The organism is Herbidospora yilanensis (assembly GCF_001570565.1).
Classification (GTDB): domain Bacteria; phylum Actinomycetota; class Actinomycetes; order Streptosporangiales; family Streptosporangiaceae; genus Herbidospora; species Herbidospora yilanensis.
This window is the reverse complement of record NZ_BBXE01000016.1, coordinates 203,326-222,838: the sequence shown is the minus strand read 5'-3', so window position 1 is coordinate 222,838 and position 19,513 is coordinate 203,326. Positions and strand designations below refer to the sequence as shown.

Genomic DNA, 19,513 nt, shown 5'->3' with positions numbered 1-19,513 from the left:
CCTTATGGGCGTAGCAGCGCCTTCACGACGTCGGAGCGGCCGTCGACCAGCTCGCCGAAGATGGCGGCCCCGTCGGCCAGGTCGAAGCTGGTCGTCCAGCCGAGGTCCACGTCCCGCGCCAGCTTCACGGCCTGGGCGAACTCGGCGGCGGTGTAGCAGTAGGAGCCGACGATGTGCTTCTCCTCGCGGACGATCTTCTGGCCGTCGATCGCGGCCTCGCTGCTCAGCAGGCCGATCCAGACGGCGGTCCCGCCGGGCCGCAGGTGCTGGACCGAGATCTGGTGGGTGGCGGCGGCCCCGACGGCGTCGATCACGATGTCGAACTCGCCCTCCAGGGTGGTCGTGACCGCCGACGCGCCGAGCCGCCCGGCCACGGCGAGCCGGTCGGGCGACAGGTCGCAGACGGTCACCTGGTCGGTGACCTGCCGGGCGACCAGCGCGCAGACCAGGCCGATGGTTCCGGCGCCGAGCACGGCCACCCGGGCGCCCGGGTAGGGGCGGGCCAGGTTGACGGCGTGCACGCCGTTCGCGAGCGGTTCGACGACGGCGGCGGTCTCGAAGCTCATGTCCGGCGGCAGGTCGTGGAGGGCCTTCTCCGGGACGCTCACCCATTCGGCGAAGGCGCCCGGCCGGTGGATGCCGAGGAGCGCGCGTTCGCGGCACAGGTGGTCGCGGCCCATCAGGCACTGGTCGCAGCGCCCGCAGCTGATGAGGGGGTTGGCCACGACGCGGCGGCCGTCGGGGGTGGTGCCGGCGAACTCGTGGCCCATGATGAGCGGGGGACGGCGGAACCCGGCGTCGCGGATGCCGTGGAGTTCGCTGCCGCAGATGCCGACGGCGTGGACCTTGACGAGAACCTCACCCTCGGCGGGGGCGGGTTCGGCGACGTCGAGCGATTCGACCACGCCGGGCCGGGTGTAGACGAGGGCGCGCATCTCAGCCCGCCATCAGGTCGCGCATGATCTCGGCGGCCCGGCGCTGGAGCGACGGGAGCGAGCGGGTCGACAGGTAGGCGGTGTGGGGGGTGACAAGCACCCGGGGATGGTTCGCCAGTTCGGCCGACACCCCGGTGGGCGGCTCCTCAACCAGCACGTCGAGGGTGGCGAACGCCAGCTTCTCCTGGTCGAGCGCCGCGAGCAGCGACTCCTCGTCCACGAGCGCGCCGCGGGCGGTGTTGACCAGATGACCGTCCGGTCCGAGCGCGTCCAGCACGGCCTTGTCGATCACCCCCCTGGTCTGCTCGTTCGACGGCATGTGCAGGGTCAGGTGGTTGACCGCGGCGGCCAGTTCCACGGGGGTGGCGTGGCCGACGACGCCTTCGGGCAACTCGCCGACGAACGGGTCCCACACGTGCACGGGGAAGCCCAGCGCCAGGGCCCGCCGGGCGACCTCGCGCCCGATCCGGCCGAAGCCGGCGATCCCGACCGGGTCCTCCTCCGGGAGCAGGGGCAGCGCGATCCCGGCCGTGGTCCAGCCCTTGGCCACGTAGGAGCGGGATCCGGCGGTCAGCCGCCGGTTGTGGGCGTAGATCGCGGCGACGGCGTGGTCGGCGACCTCGGCGAGGCAGTAGTCGTCGACGTTGCGGACCGTGATGCCCAGCCGCCGGGCCGCGTCGAGGTCGATGTTGTCCATGCCGATCCCGTACCGGACGACCGCTTTCAGCCGCGGCAGGCCCGACAGGACACGCTCGGTCAGCGGGGCCCACTGGACCATCAGCCCGTCGGCCTCGGCGCCGACCTCCAGCACCTCGTCCTCGGTGAGCACGTGGTGGTGGCTGACCTCGAACGCCGGCCGCAGGATCTCCAGCTCTATCGAGCCGTCGCCCAGATTCGTGTCGGTAATGACGATGTGCGTGCTCAACGCTCTTCCCTCGCATCGGTTCCAGCGAAGCTGGAGTCGTCGCCGAGGCCCTCCGGCCCCATGGCCAGGTAGCCGCCGTCGACGGGCAGTTCCGCGCCGGTGATGAAACTGGCGTCCGCCGAGCAGAGGAACGTGATGGCCGCGGCCACCTCGTCGGCCTCGCCCAGGCGGCGCAACATGTGGAAGCGGCCCCAGACGGGTTCCCACTTCTCCCGGTCTCCTCCGGCCGCCTTGGCGACCTCGGGGGTCCAGATCCAGCCGGGGCTGACCACGTTGACCCTGATCCGGTCGGCGGACAGGTCGAGCGCCATGCACTTGGTCAGCGTGACGATGGCGCCTTTGGTGGTGTTGTACGTCCACCGCGACGGCTGCGCGGCGTGCGCCGAGACGCTGGCGACGTTCACCACCGCGCCGTGCCCCGAGGCGGCCAGCAGCGGATGGGCGGCCTGCACGACGTTGCTGATGCCCTGCACGTTGACCCGCAGCACCCGGTCCCAGTCGTCCTGGGTGACGTCGATGCCCTTGGCCAGGAAGTTCACCGCGCAGTTGACCACGGCGTCGATCCGGGCCAGGCCCCCGACGGCGGCGCGCACGGCGGCGCCGTCGGAGACGTCGAGCGCCACGGGGGTGAACGCCGCCCCGATGGCCTCGTGGGTCGCGGCCAGGCCGGCCGCGTCGAGGTCGAGTCCGACGACGCGCATGCCCCGGGCGGCGAACCGTCTGGCGGTGGCCGCCCCGATGCCCGAGGCGGCGCCGGTCACGACGCCGACGCGATCGGTCCAGTCCATGTCGATCAGCCCTCCTGGAGCCAGGCGTTCACGAAGCTCGGCACGCTGTAGCGCAGCCGGGCGGGTTCGTCGAAGTCGACGCTGTGGACCTTCTTGGACCAGACGAAGCCGATGGGCGCGCTGGTCGTCCACACCCACGGGAGCTCCTTGGTGAGCACCGTGTCGGCCTCGGCCCACAGGGTCTTCTGCTCCTCGGGCGTGGCCGTGCGGGCGGCGTCGGCCTTCTCGTCGAACGCGGCGCTCTTGAAGCCGCCGGTGTTCAGGTCGCCCGTGGAGTGGAGGAAGCGGTAGGGCAGCAGGTCGGGGGTGAGGAAGCCGGCCATGGTCCAGCAGATCGCCGAGTACTTCTTGCCGAAGAACTGGTCGAGCCAGGCCGACGGCTCCAGCGCGTCGAACTTCACGTCGAACCCGGCCGCCTTGAGCTGGTTGACGATGACGTCGCTGGCCGGGCGCACGTTGCTGCACGTGTAGTTGAACGTGGCCTTCTTGCCGGTGTCGGCCTCGTAGGCGGCGAGCAGTTGCTTGGCCCCCGCGACGTCGTAGGCGGGGTCGGCGGCCGGGCTGTGGAACGGGTTGCCCTCGGGGAACAGGTTCACGGCCGGCTTGCCGAGGCCCTCGGTCGTCAGGTCGACGATCTCCTGCCGGTTCAGCGCCTTCGACAGCGCCTCGCGCACCCGCACGTCGTCGAACGGCGGCCGGGTGACGTTCAGGATGATGCTGTCCTGGTCGGCGCCGACGCCCTGCACGAAGTTGACCTGCGGGTTCTCCTTCGCGGTCTTCATCAGGGTCGGCGAGACGGTCGCCATCAGGTCGATGTCGCCGGCGAGCAGCGCCTGGTAGGCGCTCTGCGGGTCGGCGATCGTCTTGACCACGACCTTGTCGAGGTAGACCTGCTTGTCCTTGTTCCAGTAGTCGGGGTTGCGGACCAGCTCGACCGGCTGGCCGGGCGCCCACGACTGGAGCTTGTAGGGGCCGACCCCGGCCGCGTGGGCGGTGTAGTCGTCGCCGTACTGCTTCAGGGCCGTCGGGGAGGCGACGTAGCCCGCGGTGCCCGAGCCGTCGTAGGAGAAGGCGTAGGGCAGGTTGCTGAACGGGTGCTTCATCTTGATCGTGACCGTGGCCGGGTCGGCGACCTCGACGGAGTCGATCGACGACAACAACGCGGCGGCTGTGGAGCCCTCGGCGCGGTTGCGGTCGAGGTTGAACTTGACCGCCTCGGCGTCGAACGGGGTGCCGTCGCTGAACTTGACGCCCGTGGGGAGCTTCATCTCCCAGCTCATCTTGTCGGCGCTCTCGGTGAGCGACTGGGCCAGGTTGGGCTGGGGCAGGTCGCCGATCTTGGGGACGACCATGAGGGTGTCGTACACGGCCGAGCCGACCAGGGCCATCGTGTTGGCCGAGCCCTTGGACGGGTCGAGGGTGGCCAGGTCGGCGCCGATGGCGACGTTGAGGGTGCCGCCCTGCCTGGGCTGGTCGTTTCCGGCCGCCGCCTGGGACGACGCGACCGCGGCGGGATCGGCGCCGCCCGAGACCGTGCAGGATGCCAGGGCCACGGCGGTGACGGCGGCTATGGGGAGGGCGAGCAGCCTCCGCCGGATGGGGACGCGCATTGCCTTGCCTTCTTTCTCAGTGGTGCAGGGGGGCGAACGGGTGGTGGCAGGCGACCTCGTGCCGGGGGGACAGTTCGTCCAGCGGCGGTGGAGTCGTCGCGCACTCGTCGGTGGCGAAGGGGCACAGGGCCGAGAAGCGGCAGCCGGGCAGCGTTCGCCCGTCGACGTCGTCGGTGACCGCTCTGGTGCGGACCCTGGGCACGTGGTCGTCGGCCAGGTCCAGCGACGGCACCGCGTCCTGGAGGGCGACCGAGTAGGGGTGACGCGGCCGGTTGGCGATGTCGGGCGCGGCGCCCTGCTCGACCACCTTGCCGGCGTACATGACGGCGGTGCGGTCGCAGAGGGACGCGACCACGCCGAGATCGTGGGAGATGAACAACATGGCCAGGCCCTGCTCGGTGCGCAGTTCGGCCAGCAGTTCCAGGATCTGGGCCTGGATGGAGACGTCGAGCGCGGAGACCGGCTCGTCGCAGACGAGGACCTCGGGCCGCAGGATGGTGGCCCTGGCGATGGCGGCCCGCTGGGCCTGGCCGCCCGACACCTCGTAAGGGCGGCGGCCGGCCATCGCCTCGGTGACGCCGACCCGGTCGAGTTCCTCAAGGGCGCGTCTGCGGCGGTCCTTGATCCCCCGTACACGGAGCGGTTCGGCCACCGAGTCGAGCAGCGACCGTTTCGGGTTGAACGACGCGGCCGGGTTCTGGAAGATCGCCTGGACCGAGGCGCGCAACCGCTTGTCGTTGGGGCCGACCGGGGCGCCGTGGAGGGTGAGATGGCCCTCGTTGAGGGGGACCAGGCCGAGCATCGCCCTGGCCGTGGTCGACTTGCCGCAGCCCGACTCGCCGACCAGGCCGAGGATCTCTCCCTTGTGGAGCCGGACCGTGACGCCCGAGACGGCGTCGGGGTGGCCGCCGCCGTACCGGACGTAGCCGTTCTCCAGCGTGAACACGGGATCGGTCATCGGACGGCCTCCTGTCCGGGGTGCCAGCAGGCGTATTCGTGGCCGCCGGAGAGTTCGGTCAGCGTGGGCTGCTCGGTGCCGCACCTGTCGGTGGCGAAGGCGCAGCGCGGGGCGAAGCGGCAGCCCGGCGGGGGAGCCAGCAGGTTGGGCGGGGAGCCGGGGATCGGCTTGGGCAGCGTCTGCCGCTCGGCCCGGTGGCTGGGGATGGCGGCCATGAGCGCGCTGGTGTAGCGCATGCTCGGCCGGGCGAACACGGCCTTCACCGGGCCGCGTTCGGCGATGCGGCCGGCGTACATGACCGCGACGTGGTCGGTGTGGCGGCCGACGACGCCGAGGTCGTGGCTGACCATCACGATGCCGATGCCGAACTCGCGGCACAACTCGTCGAACAGGTCGAGGATGCGGGCCTGCACGGTGACGTCGAGCGCGGTCGTCGGCTCGTCGGCGAACAACAACTTCGGCCGGCCGGCCACCGCCATCGCGATGGCGACCCGCTGGCGCATGCCGCCGGACAGTTCGTGCGCCCGTGACTTCGCGCGGCGGGCGGCCTGCGGGATGCCGACGATCTCCAGGAGTTCGACGGCCCGCTTCGCGGCCTGCTCCTTCTTCACCGACGGGTCGCGCCGGACCGCCTCGGCGATCTGCGCGCCGATCGGGGTGATCGGGTGGAGGGCGCTCAGCGGGTCCTGGAAGACCATGGCCACCTCGCGGCCCCAGAGCGCCCGCCTGCCGCGTTCGCTCAGGCCGAGGATCGACCGGCCGTCGATGACGACCTCGCCGCTGATCCGCGCGGGTCCCTTCCGGGTGAGTCCCATCGCGGTACGGGCCAGCACGCTCTTCCCCGACCCCGACTCCCCGACGACGCCGAGCCGTTCGCCGAACCCGAGTTCGAGGCTCACGTGGTCGACCGCCCTGACCACCCCGGCCGGAGTGGGGAACTCCACGACCAGGTCACGGATGCTGAGCAGGGTCATCGCACGCCCGCCTTGTCGTTGCCGGAGAGGAACCGGTCACCCAGCAGGTTGAGCCCGAGGATGGTGAGCAGCATGAACACCGACGGCACCGCGACCAGGCGGGGGTCCTCGCTGATGAAGACCCGGCCCTGGTTGATCATGCTGCCCCACGACGGCTGGTCGGGCGGCACGCCCATGCCCAGGAAGCTCAGCCCGCCCTCGATGAGGATCGCGGTGCCGACGTTGACCATGGCGTAGGCGAGGATCGGCGGCAGGATGTTGGGCAGCACGTCCCGCCACACGATCGACCGGGTGGGGGTGCCGATCACCTGGCTGGCCTCGACGTACTCCCGGCCGGAGACCGCCATCGTCTGCGCCTTGGCCAGCCGGGCGAACACCGGGGTCATCGGCACGATGATCGCGATCATGACGTTCTGGATCGAGGCCCCCAGGAACGAGGCCAGCGCCAGGGCCAGCACCAGCCCGGGGAAGGCGAGCACGACGTCCACGACGAACGAGATCACCGCGTCGACGGCGCCGCGCAGATAGCCGGCCAGCATGCCGAGCGGCACCCCGATCAGCGCCGCGATCGCGACCGACCCGAACCCGATGCCGAGCGACACCCGGGCCCCGGCCAGGGCGCGGGCCAGCAGGTCCCGGCCGTAGTTGTCGCCGCCGAGCCAGTAGTCGGCCGACGGTCCGGCCAGCCGCTGGGCCGACGACATCGTCTCGGTGTCGAAGGCGATGACCAGCGGCAGGATCACCGCGGCGAGGAACAGCACGCCCAGCCAGGTGAGCGAGAGGGAGTCGACGACCTTGAGACGCCTCATGCGACCGGCACCGCCCCGGCCCGGCGGGTCACGCGGGCTTTGCGCAGGCGCGGGTCGATGAGCCCGTAGACCAGGTCGACGACCGCGTTGATCACCACGAACGCCGTCGCCGCGACCAGCACGACCCCCTGGACCACCACGTAGTCGCGCCCGCTGACCGAGGTGGCCAGGATCGAGCCGAGGCCCGGCAGGCTGAACAGGTTCTCGATGATCACGCTCGACCCGATCAGCACGCCGACGACCACGCCGAGCGAGGTGGTCAGGCCGAGCAGGCTGGGCCGGAAGGCGTGCCTGACGGCCATCCGCAGCGGCGAGACGCCCTTGGCGCGGGCCACGTTCATGAACTCCTGTCCGTAGGTCTCGGCCAGGTCGGCGCGGAGCACCCGCTGGTAGAGGGCGGCCGGCCCGGCGGCCAGCGCCAGCGACGGCAGCAGCAGCGAGCCGAGGTTCTGGCCGAGCCCCGCGCTGATGGGGATGAAGCCGTTGGCCGGGTAGAGCCCGAGCTTGATCGCGAACACCCAGATCAGCACGAACGCCAGCACGAACGACGGCACCGAGACCGCGAGGAACACCAGCGAGCTGATCCCCCGGTCGACCGCCGTGCCGCGCTTGACCGCGGCCACGGTGGCCAGCGGGATCGCCACGGCCAGCGCGATGAGCTGGCTCAGCAGGATCAGCTCGATCGTGACCGGCGCCCGCTGGAGGATGATGTCGGCGACCGGGAGCCGGTTGGCGTACGACCGGCCGAAGTCGCCCTGGAGGATGCCGCCCAGCCAGGTGATGTAGCGCTCGCCCATCGGGACGTCGAGACCGAGCTCCTGCTGGAGGGCGGCCACCGACTCGGGGGTGCCCGACTCGCCGAGGATCGCGCGGGCCGGGTCGCCGGGCAGCAGGTTGAGGCTGAGGAAGCACAACGCCGACACGACGAGCAGCACGGCTACCAGCCGGAGCAGCCGCAGGACCACGAACCTGGCCGTCATGGCAGCTCCACGTGCACGGTGTGGGTTCCGGGCCCGAGCCGGACCGGCTCGGCCTCCGGCAGATGGACGGTGGCGAACGCCGCGCCCGGCACCTCGATCTCGTGCTCGACCGCCTGGCCGGCCCACCGCCAGGAACTGCGGATGGGGCCGACGGGGCTGTCGTAACCGGCCCTGACCCAGTCGAGATCGCGGGTGTACCGGGCGCGGACGACGATCTCGCCGGTCCACGTGGTGGTGGTGGCGTCGAGGCCGGCGACGCCCTCGAAGAGATGGCGGCCGACCGCGCCGAGGGCGCAGTGGTTGAAGGAGTTCATCTCGGCGGTGGACAGGGTGCCGTCAGGGCGGATGCCGTCCCACTTCTCCCAGATCGTGGTGGCCTCCTTGGCGACCATGTAGAGCCAGCTCGGCATCTCGTCCTTGAGCAGGAGCCTCGTGGCGAAGTCGGCGTGGCCGTGGGCCGACAGGACGGGCAGCACGTGCTCGACGCCGTGGATGCCGGTGGTGACGCGCCCGGCGCGTTCGATGGCGTGCCGCAGCTCGGCGGCCATCTCGGCGGCGTCCGCGCCCTGGACCAGGCCGTAACCGATCGCCTGAGCGAAGGCCGTCTGGGTGGGCTCCCGCAGCGGCAGGAAGGCCTTCAGGTACGCCTGCCTGATCTCCTCGGCCCGCTCGGCCAGCCGGGCCGCCTCCCCGGTCTCCCCCAGCCAGGCCGCGATCTCGGCGAGCTGGACGAAGGACCGGTAGCTGTGGGCGGTGCCGACGACCGGGCGCGGGGTGGTCGAGTGGGCGCCGGTGTACTCGTATCCGAAATGGAAGGGGGCGCCCTCCCGCTCGGGGAGCGAGAGCCAGTCGCCGAAGTCGGCGCCGGTCTGGTTGACCCGCAGACCGTCGGGGTTGGCCCGGTCGACGTGGTCGAGGAACCTGACCATGTTCGGGAACAGGCGCCGGGCGGTGCCGAGGTCGCCGTAGCGCTGCACGGCGGTGTGGACGAGCCGGATGAAGCCGTCCGACCAGCCGGGAGCGCCCGGGGTCAGGCCCGAGGGCGGGACCGCGGGCACGTAGTTGGGGATCTCGCCGTCGGGGCCCTGGGCGTCGGCGGCGTCCTGGGTGAACTTGGCCAGGAACGCCGAGATGTCGAAGTGGTAGGCGGCCGTGGGGGCGATGACGCCGGCGTCGCCGAGCCAGCCGTGGCGCTCGTCGCGCTGCGGGCAGTCGGTGGCGGCCTCCAGGAAGTTGTCCCTGACGGTCCACTCGACGTTGCTCGCGAGCCTGGTCAGGGCGGCGTTCGACGACTCGAACCAGCCCGCCCGCAGGGGGAGGCCGGTGACCGAGACCGCCTCGATGCGGGTCTCGGGGCGCACCTTGTACATGCCGTAGGGCGTGTCGCCGGGCAGCCCCCAGACCTCGGCGTAGCGGAAGCCGTGCATGGTGAAGGCGGGTTCGAGCACGTGGGGGCCCTCGCCGGGCACGGTGTAGCGGTCTTCCTGGAAGGCGCCGCGCAGGTTGTCGCGGTAGACCAGGTTCTCCGGCGTGAGGATCTCGCCGTGGCGCACGATCACCTCGACCGACGGCACTGTCGGGGTGGTCAGCCGGGTCCAGCCCACGAGGTTCTGCCCGAAGTCGAACACCGCCGGGCCGCGCGCGTGCTCGTGGACCAGCCTGCCCTCGTGGATCTCGTAGCCGGTGATCGAGTCGTGCGGCTGCGGGACGACCTCGGGGGCCGGGCCCTCGAAGGGCAGCGCGCCGGCCCACTCCTCGGGTTCCCGCCGCAGGTCCTGGATCTCGCCGCGCAGCAGGTCGGTGCTGAGAATCGGTCCTTTGGCGGTACGCCATCCGCTGTCGGTCGCCGCCACGACCTCGCCGTCCTCTTCCACCTGTGCCAGGAAGGCGGGGAGGCCGCCGTAGAAGCCGGGCTCGCGGAGCAGGCCGAGGCGGCCGGCGTACCAGCCCTTGGCCAGGACCGCCCTGATCGTGTTGCGGCCGGGCAGCAGCCGCGCCGCGTAGGTCTGGTGGTGGACGCGCGTGCGGTAGTCGGTCCAGCCCGGCCGGTAGAGGTCGGCGGCGGTGAGCTCGACGCCGTTCAGCCAGAGGCGGTAGAGCCCGAGCGCGGTGGCGTAGACGCGGGCGACGCCTCCGGACGCCGTGAAGTCGTGTTCCAGGATCGGGGCCGGGTCGTGGCTCTCGCGGGGGAAGCGCTCCGGGTGCCCGGTGATCCAGGTCGCCCGCCAGTCGGCCGCGTTCAGCAGCCCGACCTCGAAGGCGGCCTCCGCACCCTCCACCTGCCAGGTCACCCGCTGGCGGGAGGCGAGGGCCGGGCCGGCGTACTCGATCCAGGGGCGGGTGACGGTGGCCGACCAGCCGGTGGAGGTGGTGACCTCGAAAGGCCCGTCGGCACTGGCGGACCAGGAGAGACGTGGCGGGGTGCCGGGCAGCCCGAGGGGTGCGGCGCGCCCGGCGGCGCGTAGCGCGCTCACGACCGGGGCTGCCTGCTGCTCTGCCATCACGACCTGCCTTCCAGGTTTCGGACCCTTCGGTAATGCACCGTTCACATGTCCGGAATCGTGCGCCACATCTGCTCGGGCTGTCAAGGATGAGAACCGGAGTTCATACATGTGAACTCCTCGAAGCGCTTTGCCGGTTTTCGGATACTATGTTGGCTTTCGACTGGTTCATATGGGCGAACCTTTGTCCACAGGCTTGACTCCCATGGGCGAGGAGGCCAGCATCGTCGTCGTGCACGACGAGCTCAGGCGCTACGACCTGCCGTTCTGGGAGCTCCTGGTGAGCCGGGGCGGCGAGGTCGTCCGGCATGAATGGCACGGGGTCGCGCCCGGGCAGCCCTACCGCCTCTACTCCATGACCAAGCCGATCACCTCGGCCGCCGCGGTCCTGCTGGCCCGCGAGGGCGCGCTCGGCCTCGACGAACCGGTGGCCCGCCACCTGCCGGCCTTCGCCGGGATGCGGGTCTGGCCGGGCGTCCCGGCGCGGTCCCCGATCACCGTCCGGCACCTGCTCCAGCACACCGCCGGGCTCTCCTACGGCGCGTTCCTCGACCACCCGGTCGACGACCTCTACCGGGAGCGCGGGTTCGGCTCACCGCCCCGGCCCCGCGGCCTGGCCGCCTTCGTCGACGAACTGGCGGAACTGCCCCTGCTGTTCGAGCCGGGCACCCGGTGGAACTACGGCTACGCCACCGACGTGCTGGGACGGGTGCTCGAAGTGGTCCGGGGCGCGCCGCTCGACGAGGTGCTCGGCGAGCTGATCCTGCGGCCCCTGGGAATGACCGAAACCACCTTCCGGCCCGCCACGGCGGTCCCGCTCCACCATCTGGACGGCCGGGTGACGTACACGACCCCGCTCGAAGAATGGGGTTTCCTGTCGGGCGGCGGCGGGCTGGTCGGCACGATGCGCGACTACCACCGGTTCGCCCGCTGGCTGCTCACCACCGGCCTGCTGCGGCCCTCGGGCGACGTGGTGGATCTTGCCGAGGCCGCCTGGGCGACGCCCACTCCGGGCCACTACGACGGGCGCCTGTTCGGGCTCGGGGTGACGACCTGGCGAACCGGCGGCTATGGGTGGTCGGGCGCCGCGGGCACGACCTTCGCCGTCGACCCGTGGAACGATGCAATCGTTATATTCCTGACACAGGTGCTGTCGACGCCGTACACGAAAGAGATCACCGAACTGCTGACCTCGTCACCGTTCCCCACCAGCAGTGAAACGCGGTGGAAAGAAACGCGGAACACCTAGGGCAATCACGGCAGTTCGTCAATTTTGGTACTTCCGCCTGATCACGGGGGCCAGCATGCTCTCTGGAGAACACTCTCCATAGGAGGAGCACACACCCGTGGCAAAGCCCAGAGCACGCCGCCTGATCGCTGCGGCAGGTCTGTCGTTAGCGGTCGCGGCCAGCCTGACGACCGTTCAGGCTCCTGCGAACGCGCTGTCGTCCGACGTCGTCATCTCCGGCGTGTACGGCGGTGGCGGTAACTCCGGCGCGACCATCAAGAACGACTACATCGAGCTCGCCAACCTCACCGGCAGCCCGATCAACGTCTCCGGTTGGAGCGTTCAATACGCCTCGGCCGCAGGTGCCGTCTTCCAGATGACGAACCTGAGCGGAACCATCCCGGCCCACGGCAGGTACCTGGTCCAGCAGGCGGCCGGTGCCGGCGGCACCCTGAGCCTGCCGACCCCCGACGCCATCGGCTCGATCCCGATGTCGGGCACCTCCGGGGTCGTCGCGCTGGTCACCGCGCAGGTCCCGCTCGTCGGCTGCGGCATCTCCTGCTCCACCGCCCCCAACGTGAAGGACCTCGTCGGCTACGGCGCCACCGCCAACGTCGAGACCCTCGCGGCCCCCGGCCTGACGAACACCACGGCCGCCGCCCGTTCCGGCGCGATGATCGACACCGACAACAACTCGGTCGACTTCACCTCCGGCGTGCCGAAGGCCACCAACACCGCGGGCACCACGGTCACCGCGACGGACACGGGCGGCCCGACCGACCCGACGCCCGGCTCGGTCCGCATCCACGACATCCAGGGCTCCGGCCGTATCTCCCCGATCGTCGGCCAGAACGTCACCAACGTGCCCGGCATCGTCACCGCCGTCCGCACCACCGGCAGCAGCCGCGGCTACTGGATGCAGGACCCCACGGCCGACGCCGACCCGCTCACCTCCGAGGGCATCTTCGTCTTCATGGGCACGACCTCGCCGACGGTCGTCCCGGGCGACTCGGTGCTGGCCTCCGGCCGGGTCACCGAATACCGTCCCGCCACGGGTTCGCAGGCGCTGACCGAGCTCGGCGGCACCATCAACACCGTCAAGTTGTCCGGCGGAAACGCCCTGCCCGCGCCGGTCCCGGTCAACCTGCCCGCCGTCTACACCAAGTCGGGCGCCCTTGAGGCCCAGCCGCTGGAACCGTCGTCGTACGTCCTCGACTACCTTGAGGTCCACGAGGGCATGCGGATGACCGTCGCCCAGGACACCAAGCTGGTCAGCCCGGTCGACACCCAGTTCGGCGAGCTCTGGGTGACCTACACCCCGAACCACAACCCGACCCCGCGCGGCGGCCACGTCTACCTCGAATACGCCGACAACAACGCGGGCCGGTTCTTCATCCAGTCGCTCGTCGGCGCCCCCGCCGCCAACGTCGGCTCGACGCTGGCCGCCGGCACCACCGGCGTCATCGACTACCAGAGCTTCGGCGGCTACGTGCTCCAGGCCACCCAGCTCGGCGCCATCACCGAGGGCGGCCTCAAGCGCCAGAAGGTGACCCCGCCGAAGAAGACCGGCGACCTGTCGATCGCGACGTACAACGTCGAGAACCTGACCGTCGCCGACTCGGCCGCGAAGTACCAGCGCCTCGCCGAGGCCGTCGTCGTCAACCTCGGCACGCCGGACATCCTGGCCCTGGAGGAGATCCAGGACAACAACGGCACCGCCACCGGCACCGTCGCGGCCGACCAGACCGTGGCCAAGTTCATCGCGGCCATCGTCGCGGCCGGCGGCCCGACCTACGATTGGCGCTCGATCGACCCCAACGAGGGCACCGACGGCGGCGCCCCCGGCGGCAACATCCGCCAGGTCTTCCTGTTCAACCCGGCCCGGACCACCTTCGTGGACCGTCCGGGCGGCGACGCCGACACCGCCGTGACGGTGCTGCGCGAGCGCCCGACGAGCAACCAGGTCTACCTGTCGGCCTCCCCCGGCCGCATCAACCCGACTTCGTCGGCGTGGGAGTCCAGCCGCAAGCCGCTCGTCGGCGAGTTCCTGTACGACGGCAACAAGCAGCTCTTCGTCGTCGCCAACCACTTCAACAGCAAGGGCGGCGACCACCCCCACTCGGCCGCCGTGCAGCCCCCGAACCGCACCACGGAGGTCCAGCGCGTCGCGCAGGCCACCGAGGTCCGCAACTTCATCGCCGACCTGCACGCCAAGAGCGGCGGCCAGGCCCGCGCGGTGGTTCTGGGCGACATCAACGACTACCAGTTCTCGCCGGCGGTCTCGACGCTGACCGACAACGGCGCGCTGCTGAAGGCGCTGATCAACGACCTGCCCGCGGGTGAGCGGTACTCGTACATCTTCGACGGGAACTCGCAGGCGCTCGACCACATCCTGGTGACCCCGAACATCAAGGGTTACGCCTACGGCGTGGTCCACATCAACGCCGAGTTCTCCGACCAGGCCTCCGACCACGACCCGCAGATCCTGCGGATCCTGACCGGGTGCAACACGGAACCGCTGCCCGAGCGGTGCCGTCCGGGCAGCCCGGTCGTGGACGTCGAGTAACACCCTTCGCAGAAACAGAAGCGCCCGTCCTCTTCCCCGGGGGACGGGCGCTTTCTCATGTGCCGGCGGTCAGGTATTCCACGAAATACGGATTGTGCAGGGCGAACGACGAGCGTTTTGTTCGCACCAGATTTATCGCCTCGTCCAGGCCGTGACCCAGCAGGAGCAGGGTCTGCGCCACCACCAAACCCGAGCGGTTGTAGCCCGCCCTGCACCTGACCAGGACCTTCTGCCCCGACCGCACCGCCTCGGCGGCGAGGTCGGACATCGCACGGACCTCGGCCATCTCGGCCGGGGTCAGTTGCCCGTCGGGGACGTGGCAGGCGTGGTGGACGGCGGAGGTTCCCGGGCCGTGGCCGTCGAGGCGGATCATGCTGATGACCACATCGAACTCGTCGGCCACGACGACGGGCAGCAGGCCGCCGGGGTCATTGCGGAAATGGCCGCCCATGAAGAGGCCGGGGATGATCTCGTGCCACGGCTGGTCGTCATAGGGAACGAACCTGTATTCCATTCGCCCATTCTGCGTCAGTAACGCACCGAGCTCTGGAGCAGCGGCGGATAGACGGTCGACGACTCGCCGTCGACGGTCGTCCCGGCGAACTGCAACATCGAGCGCACCTCTCCGTTGACCGCCGCCGGGTAGCCCAGCGTGGGGGCCGAGACCTCGTCGAGGGTGCGGAGCTGGCCGGGGGTGAGGGTCACGTCCGCGCCCGCGAGGTTGCTCTCCAGGTGTTCGACCCGGCGGGCTCCCACGATCGGCACCACCGTGCCGGGGCGGGCGCGCAGCCAGGCCAGGGCGACCGCCGCCGACGTCGCGCCGGCCTCGTCGGCGACCGAGGCCAGGGTGTCGATGACGCGGTATTCGTCCTCGGTCGGGCCGCCCACGTAGGCGGTTCTGGCCGAGTCGGCGACGTCGACGCCCCGGCGGTACTTGCCGGACAGGAAGCCGTTCTTCAGGGGGCTCCAGGGTGTCAGCGCCATGCCCTGGTCACGGGCCAGAGGGGCCACCTCGCCCTCGACCGTGCGGGCCAGCAGGGAGTATTCGACCTGGAGGGCGATCAGCGGGGTCCAGCCCCGCAGCAGGGCCGTCGTCTGCGCCTGGGCGGTGACCCACGCGGGGGTGTTGGAGAAGCCGATGTAGCGGATCTTGCCGGCCCGCACCAGGTCGTCGAGGGTCCGCATCGTCTCCTCCAGGGGAGTGTTGCGGTCCCAGTTGTGCAGCCAGTAGAGGTCCAGGTAGTCGGTCTGGAGGCGGCGCAGGGTCTCGTGGAGCTGGGCGACGATCGAGCCTCGGCCCGCCCCGCCGCCGTTGGGGTCGCCGGGGTGCATGTTGCCGAAGAACTTCGAGGCCACGACCGTGTGGCCGCGCAGACCCGGCCGGGCGGCGAAGTAGTCGCCGAGGATCTTCTCCGAGTGGCCGTTGCTGTAGAAGTTGGCCGTGTCGACGAAGTTCCCGCCCCGGTCGAGGTAGGTCGAGAGGATCTTCTCCGACTCCTCGACGTCGCATCCCGCCGAGCCGGGGTCGTCGCCGAACGTCATCGCCCCGAGGGCGAGGGGACTGACCCGCAGGCCGGAGCGTCCGAGTGTCACGTAGTGGTCGAGCGGCATGATCGTGTTCCTTTCTCGTCTCCTCCATCGAAGCGCTGAGCTGCGACAAGGGGTAGAAAGATCCGCTCGACCTCTTGCACGATCCTGCCGCTAGCGGGATTTCAGCCGGATGACCGGCAGTTGCCGGTCGGTCTTCTCCTGGTATCCGGCGAACCGGGGCGACCTGGCGACGATCTCCTTCCACGCCTGCTCGCGCTCGGCTCCGTGCAACTGCTCTGCAGTGACGTCGAACGCCTTGCCGTCGAGTTCGATGCGCACCTGGTCGGGGTGGGCCGCGAGGTTGTAGTACCAGGCGGGGTTCCCGGCCGCGCCGGCTGCGGAGGCGACGATCAGCCAGGTGCCGTCGGGACCGGGGAACCAGCCGACGGGGGTGGTGCGCGGCTGACCGGTCTTGCGGCCGACGGTGGTCAGGACCAGCGCGTTGAAGCCGCTGAAGTTGCCGCTCTTGCGGATGCGGCGGGCCATCAGCTTGTTGAACCAGACGAACAGGCGTCCGCCGGGCTGGCGGCTGCCCCGGGTTCCGGCGGGGGTGTCGAAGGTCACGGCACACCTCTGTTGGTTAATGGCGCGTACTGTATGGGGCGCTAACTATATGCACGATGTACCGTTACGTCCATGAACGACGTCGCCATCGGGCTGGTCCAGCTCTCCGGGCTGGTGCAGGGCCTGTACGCGCGTGTCTCCCAGCGTCACGACCTGACCCCCGTACAGGCCAAGCTGCTGTGCGTGCTGCTGGAGGGGCCTCGGGGGATGGCCGAGCTGGCCACGGTCTTCGGCGTCGAGAAGGCGGCCCTGACCGGGCTCATGGACCGGGCCGAGAAGCGCGGGCTGGCGCGGCGCACTCCGGTGCCGGGCAACCGGCGGGCCGTCGCGGTGACCCTGACCGACGACGGACGCCGGGCGGCGACGGCCTTCTACGAAGAGGTCCACACCGAACTGGAAGGCCTGGTCGCGACCCTGACGCCCGAAGGGCGCGAACACTTCGAGCAGGCGATGGCCGAGATCATCGAGCGCTGCGGCGGGCGCTGCTGACGGTCACTCCGCCGCACGCGGGAACTCCGAACAGCGGAACGACCCGAAGCTCTCCCTGCCGCGCCGCACCACGACCGTCACCGCGTCGGCGTCGATGTTCGACCGTGCGGCCAGCGCGGCGGCGGCCGTGCAGGTGAGCTGGCCGAGCCACAACACGCGGTCGTGCTGGGCCGTGAAGGCCTCCCGGGGGGCCGGCACCGGGACGGTGACCGAGGCGGGCGGCTCGACGGTGATCCGCACCTTGGCGTCGTCGGCGGTGACCGCGCCCAGGCCGCCGATCCAGTTGGGCAGGTCGGTGCCGAGGCCGAGACGGCGTTCGGGCTCGCTGGGGCCGTCGACGAGCAGGTTGAGCGTCTCCTTCAGCGACGGCCAGGGCATCGGCCGGGTGACCGCCTTCAGGCGCTGGCCCGACAGGAAGTAGAGCCGCATGCTCGGCTGGAAACCGCTCGCGGGTTCCCCGCCGTCCTGTACGCCCGTCGGGCTGATGCCACACCCGGCCACCAGCAGGAGCGCCGCCAGCAGATGTCTCATCGCGGCTCCCTGGGCAGCGTGAGCCGGAACACCGCGCCGCCCTCGGGCCGGTTGCCGACCTCGATCGTGCCGCCGTGGAGACGGGCGTTCTCCAGGGCGATGGCCAGGCCGAGGCCGCTGCCGTCCGACCGGGTGCGGGCGGCGTCGGCCTTGGAGAACCGGTCGAACACGCGCGGGAGCAGGTCGGGGTCGACGCCGGGGCCCGCGTCGGCGACCTCGATGACGACGTCGTGCGCCTCTTCCAACGACACCGTCACCGGCTTTGCGCCGTGCCGCAACGCGTTGCCGACCAGGTTGGCCATGACGACGTCGAACCGGCGCGGGTCGAGCCGCACGCGCACCCCCGGTTCGATGTGCACCTCGACGTCCGAGGTCCATCCCCGGGTACGCAGACTCGCCGCCACCGCCTGCGCGACGTCCACGTCGTCGACGACGAGGCCGACGGCCCCCGCGTCGAAGCGGGAGATCTCCATGAGGTCCTCCACGAGCTTCACCAGCCGTCCGGCCTCCAGGTTCAGCAGCCGGGCCGCCTCCGGCAGGTCGCCGTCGAGCCGGGCGGACTCCTCCTCGATCACCTCGGCCATGGCGAGGATCGAGGCCAGCGGGGTGCGCAACTCGTGGGAGACGTCGGCGACGAACCGCCGGGCCATCGACACGTTGGTCTCCAGCGCCTCGGCGGTCGCGTTGAACGTCTTGACCAGCCGGGCCAGTTCGTCGCGGCCGGTGACCTTGAGCCGGGTGTCGAGTTCCCCGGCGCCCAGGCGGCGGGCGGCACGGTCGAGATCGCGTACCGGCCTGAGCACCCCACCGGCGGCGACCAGCGCGAACAGCACGGCCAGCAGCAGCACGGGCAACACGCCGTTGCGTGCGGCGGCGACCAGGGCCTCCTGGTCGGCGGCCTCGGTGTGCAACGAGGAGACCAGGTAGACCTCGACGCCCGAGGGGGTGCCCTCCCGGCGCAGCAGCACCGGCGTGCCCACCACGAGATAGGGATCGCCGTCGTGCACCACCCGCTGGTAGACCAGACGCCGCTCGGCCGCGACGCGCCGCCGCAGGTCGGGTGTCAGGGCCGCGACGGCGTCGCCCGACGCGACCAGGCCCGAGTCGCCGTAGACGGCCGCGCCGGTCGCGTCGAGGAACGCGGGCGCGACACCATTGGCGAGTCGCTGCAGGGCGGCCCGGCCCGGCGGGTGCTGCATGTTCTCGGTGAGGGTGGCGACGCGGAGCCGGAACTCGTTGACGACCGACCATTCGGTCCGGCTCAGCATGAGGTCGCGGGCCTGCTTGTAGACCAGACCGGCGGCGGTGAGCGCGCTCAAGCCGGCCAGGGCGACGAAGACCACCACCAACCGGGCGCGCAGCCCTCTCACAGGGGACCGAATCTGTATCCGAAGCCACGCGCGGTCTGGACGTAGCGGGGCTGGGCGGGGACGTCCTCGATCTTGGTGCGGAGCCGCTGCACGCACGCGTCGACCAGCCGCGAGTCGCCCAGGAAGTCGAGGTCCCAGACCGATTCCAGGAGTTGCTGGCGGCTGAACACCTGCCCGGGGGACGCCGACAACTCCAGCAGCAGCCGGAGTTCCAGCGGGGGCAGCGTGACCGGGACGCCGTTCTTGGCCACCGTGAGCGCGGCCCGGTCGATCACCAGGTCGCCGTGGGTCTCCTGCCCGGCGTCCAGGGGCGCCGCCCAGCGCCGGAGCACGGCGCGGATGCGCGCCTCCAGCACCCGCGGCCGGACCGGCTTGACCACGTAGTCGTCGGCGCCCGCCTCCAGCCCGCTGACCACGTCGAGGTCGTCGCCCCGGGCGGTGAGCATGACGATCGGCAGGTGCCCGCCAGCCCTGATCCGGCGGCAGACCTCGAAGCCGTCGAGGCCGGGCAGCATCAGGTCGAGCACGACGATGTCCATCGCCGTCTCGCGCAGCCGCCGCAGGCCCTCCTCGCCGGTCCCGGCGGTGGCGACCTCGTGGCCGTGGCGGCTGAGCGACAACCGCAGTCCTTCACGGACGGACTGGTCGTCCTCGATGAGCATCACCCGGGCCACGCGCACCAGTATCCGGCTTGA

18 protein-coding genes are annotated in these 19,513 nt (G+C 71.0%); 3 read left to right on the top strand and 15 right to left on the bottom strand.

Going from position 1 to position 19,513, the window contains the following annotated elements; all coding sequences use genetic code 11:
- Positions 1 to 2 precede the first annotated feature (2 nt).
- Genes AW273_RS09110 through AW273_RS09070 form a run of 9 tightly spaced genes read right to left on the bottom strand, consistent with a single transcriptional unit; the run spans position 3 to position 10,480 of the window.
- The gene (locus AW273_RS09110) at positions 3 to 935 is read right to left on the bottom strand and encodes a zinc-dependent alcohol dehydrogenase (RefSeq protein WP_062347149.1); all 933 of its coding nucleotides are present in this window, start codon (positions 933 to 935) and stop codon (positions 3 to 5) included.
- 1 nt (position 936) lies between these two features.
- Entirely contained in the window at positions 937 to 1,860 is a 924-nt protein-coding gene (locus AW273_RS09105) for a C-terminal binding protein (protein WP_062347148.1), read from the bottom strand.
- Positions 1,857 to 2,648, bottom strand: coding sequence for an SDR family oxidoreductase (locus AW273_RS09100; protein ID WP_062347146.1), 792 nt, complete (start codon positions 2,646 to 2,648; stop codon positions 1,857 to 1,859). The genes AW273_RS09105 and AW273_RS09100 overlap by 4 nt, the downstream gene beginning before the upstream one ends.
- 5 nt (positions 2,649 to 2,653) lie before the next feature.
- The gene (locus tag AW273_RS09095; protein ID WP_062347145.1) at positions 2,654 to 4,258 is read right to left on the bottom strand and encodes an ABC transporter substrate-binding protein; all 1,605 of its coding nucleotides are present in this window, start codon (positions 4,256 to 4,258) and stop codon (positions 2,654 to 2,656) included.
- A 16-nt stretch (positions 4,259 to 4,274) separates the two neighbouring features.
- Positions 4,275 to 5,216 carry an ABC transporter ATP-binding protein gene (locus tag AW273_RS09090; RefSeq protein WP_062347143.1) on the bottom strand — a complete coding sequence of 314 codons (942 nt, stop codon included), beginning with the start codon at positions 5,214 to 5,216 and terminating at the stop codon, positions 4,275 to 4,277.
- The gene (locus AW273_RS09085) at positions 5,213 to 6,190 is read right to left on the bottom strand and encodes an ABC transporter ATP-binding protein (RefSeq protein WP_062347141.1); all 978 of its coding nucleotides are present in this window, start codon (positions 6,188 to 6,190) and stop codon (positions 5,213 to 5,215) included. Before AW273_RS09085 ends, AW273_RS09090 begins: the two co-directional genes overlap by 4 nt.
- Complete coding sequence (locus tag AW273_RS09080; protein ID WP_062347139.1) at positions 6,187 to 6,999, bottom strand: ABC transporter permease; 813 nt, start codon at positions 6,997 to 6,999, stop codon at positions 6,187 to 6,189. Before AW273_RS09080 ends, AW273_RS09085 begins: the two co-directional genes overlap by 4 nt.
- Complete coding sequence (locus tag AW273_RS09075; RefSeq protein ID WP_062347137.1) at positions 6,996 to 7,979, bottom strand: ABC transporter permease; 984 nt, start codon at positions 7,977 to 7,979, stop codon at positions 6,996 to 6,998. Before AW273_RS09075 ends, AW273_RS09080 begins: the two co-directional genes overlap by 4 nt.
- Complete coding sequence (locus tag AW273_RS09070) at positions 7,976 to 10,480, bottom strand: alpha-L-rhamnosidase (protein ID WP_157555652.1); 2,505 nt, start codon at positions 10,478 to 10,480, stop codon at positions 7,976 to 7,978. The genes AW273_RS09075 and AW273_RS09070 overlap by 4 nt, the downstream gene beginning before the upstream one ends.
- A 205-nt stretch (positions 10,481 to 10,685) precedes the next feature.
- Between AW273_RS09070 and AW273_RS09065 the strand changes: the two genes are divergently transcribed.
- Together AW273_RS09065 and AW273_RS09060 are read left to right on the top strand one after the other, a co-directional pair.
- Entirely contained in the window at positions 10,686 to 11,729 is a 1,044-nt protein-coding gene (locus AW273_RS09065; RefSeq protein WP_062347133.1) for a serine hydrolase domain-containing protein, read from the top strand.
- A 97-nt stretch (positions 11,730 to 11,826) separates the two neighbouring features.
- A complete protein-coding gene (locus AW273_RS09060) occupies positions 11,827 to 14,274 on the top strand; it encodes a DUF8508 domain-containing protein (protein WP_062347131.1) in 2,448 nt (815 codons plus the stop codon).
- 55 nt (positions 14,275 to 14,329) lie between these two features.
- On the opposite strand, the gene AW273_RS09055 is transcribed toward AW273_RS09060, so the two are convergent.
- From AW273_RS09055 to AW273_RS09045, 3 genes are all read right to left on the bottom strand, one after another.
- Positions 14,330 to 14,788, bottom strand: coding sequence for a protein-tyrosine phosphatase family protein (locus tag AW273_RS09055; RefSeq protein ID WP_062347129.1), 459 nt, complete (start codon positions 14,786 to 14,788; stop codon positions 14,330 to 14,332).
- Positions 14,789 to 14,802: 14 nt separating this feature from the next.
- Positions 14,803 to 15,885 (bottom strand): aldo/keto reductase, encoded by a 1,083-nt coding sequence (locus tag AW273_RS09050; protein ID WP_062347127.1) that lies wholly within the window; start codon positions 15,883 to 15,885, stop codon positions 14,803 to 14,805.
- 90 nt (positions 15,886 to 15,975) lie between these two features.
- Positions 15,976 to 16,428: a nitroreductase family deazaflavin-dependent oxidoreductase gene (locus tag AW273_RS09045; protein WP_062347125.1), complete on the bottom strand. Its 453-nt coding sequence runs from the start codon at positions 16,426 to 16,428 to the stop codon at positions 15,976 to 15,978.
- A 72-nt stretch (positions 16,429 to 16,500) separates the two neighbouring features.
- Between AW273_RS09045 and AW273_RS09040 the strand changes: the two genes are divergently transcribed.
- Complete coding sequence (locus AW273_RS09040; RefSeq protein WP_062347124.1) at positions 16,501 to 16,917, top strand: MarR family winged helix-turn-helix transcriptional regulator; 417 nt, start codon at positions 16,501 to 16,503, stop codon at positions 16,915 to 16,917.
- A gap of 3 nt (positions 16,918 to 16,920) precedes the next feature.
- On the opposite strand, the gene AW273_RS09035 is transcribed toward AW273_RS09040, so the two are convergent.
- From AW273_RS09035 to AW273_RS09025, 3 genes are read right to left on the bottom strand one after another with little or no spacing between them, the layout of a single operon-like run.
- Positions 16,921 to 17,448 (bottom strand): hypothetical protein, encoded by a 528-nt coding sequence (locus AW273_RS09035; RefSeq protein ID WP_062347122.1) that lies wholly within the window; start codon positions 17,446 to 17,448, stop codon positions 16,921 to 16,923.
- Positions 17,445 to 18,818 (bottom strand): ATP-binding protein, encoded by a 1,374-nt coding sequence (locus tag AW273_RS09030; RefSeq protein WP_232327219.1) that lies wholly within the window; start codon positions 18,816 to 18,818, stop codon positions 17,445 to 17,447. Before AW273_RS09030 ends, AW273_RS09035 begins: the two co-directional genes overlap by 4 nt.
- Complete coding sequence (locus AW273_RS09025) at positions 18,815 to 19,492, bottom strand: response regulator (RefSeq protein WP_198168064.1); 678 nt, start codon at positions 19,490 to 19,492, stop codon at positions 18,815 to 18,817. Before AW273_RS09025 ends, AW273_RS09030 begins: the two co-directional genes overlap by 4 nt.
- Positions 19,493 to 19,513: the final 21 nt, after the last annotated feature.

Bases quoted from the DNA above. Each gene is read 5' to 3' on its own strand.
- AW273_RS09110 (WP_062347149.1), bottom strand. From the start codon at position 935: ATGCGCGCCCTCGTCTACACCCGGCCCGGCGTGGTCGAATCGCTCGAC.
- AW273_RS09100 (WP_062347146.1), bottom strand. From the start codon at position 2,648: ATGGACTGGACCGATCGCGTCGGCGTCGTGACCGGCGCCGCCTCGGGC.
- AW273_RS09095 (WP_062347145.1), bottom strand. From the start codon at position 4,258: ATGCGCGTCCCCATCCGGCGGAGGCTGCTCGCCCTCCCCATAGCCGCC.
- AW273_RS09090 (WP_062347143.1), bottom strand. From the start codon at position 5,216: ATGACCGATCCCGTGTTCACGCTGGAGAACGGCTACGTCCGGTACGGC.
- AW273_RS09085 (WP_062347141.1), bottom strand. From the start codon at position 6,190: ATGACCCTGCTCAGCATCCGTGACCTGGTCGTGGAGTTCCCCACTCCG.
- AW273_RS09080 (WP_062347139.1), bottom strand. From the start codon at position 6,999: ATGAGGCGTCTCAAGGTCGTCGACTCCCTCTCGCTCACCTGGCTGGGC.
- AW273_RS09075 (WP_062347137.1), bottom strand. From the start codon at position 7,979: ATGACGGCCAGGTTCGTGGTCCTGCGGCTGCTCCGGCTGGTAGCCGTG.
- AW273_RS09070 (WP_157555652.1), bottom strand. From the start codon at position 10,480: ATGGCAGAGCAGCAGGCAGCCCCGGTCGTGAGCGCGCTACGCGCCGCC.
- AW273_RS09065 (WP_062347133.1), top strand. From the start codon at position 10,686: ATGGGCGAGGAGGCCAGCATCGTCGTCGTGCACGACGAGCTCAGGCGC.
- AW273_RS09055 (WP_062347129.1), bottom strand. From the start codon at position 14,788: ATGGAATACAGGTTCGTTCCCTATGACGACCAGCCGTGGCACGAGATC.
- AW273_RS09050 (WP_062347127.1), bottom strand. From the start codon at position 15,885: ATGCCGCTCGACCACTACGTGACACTCGGACGCTCCGGCCTGCGGGTC.
- AW273_RS09040 (WP_062347124.1), top strand. From the start codon at position 16,501: ATGAACGACGTCGCCATCGGGCTGGTCCAGCTCTCCGGGCTGGTGCAG.
- AW273_RS09035 (WP_062347122.1), bottom strand. From the start codon at position 17,448: ATGAGACATCTGCTGGCGGCGCTCCTGCTGGTGGCCGGGTGTGGCATC.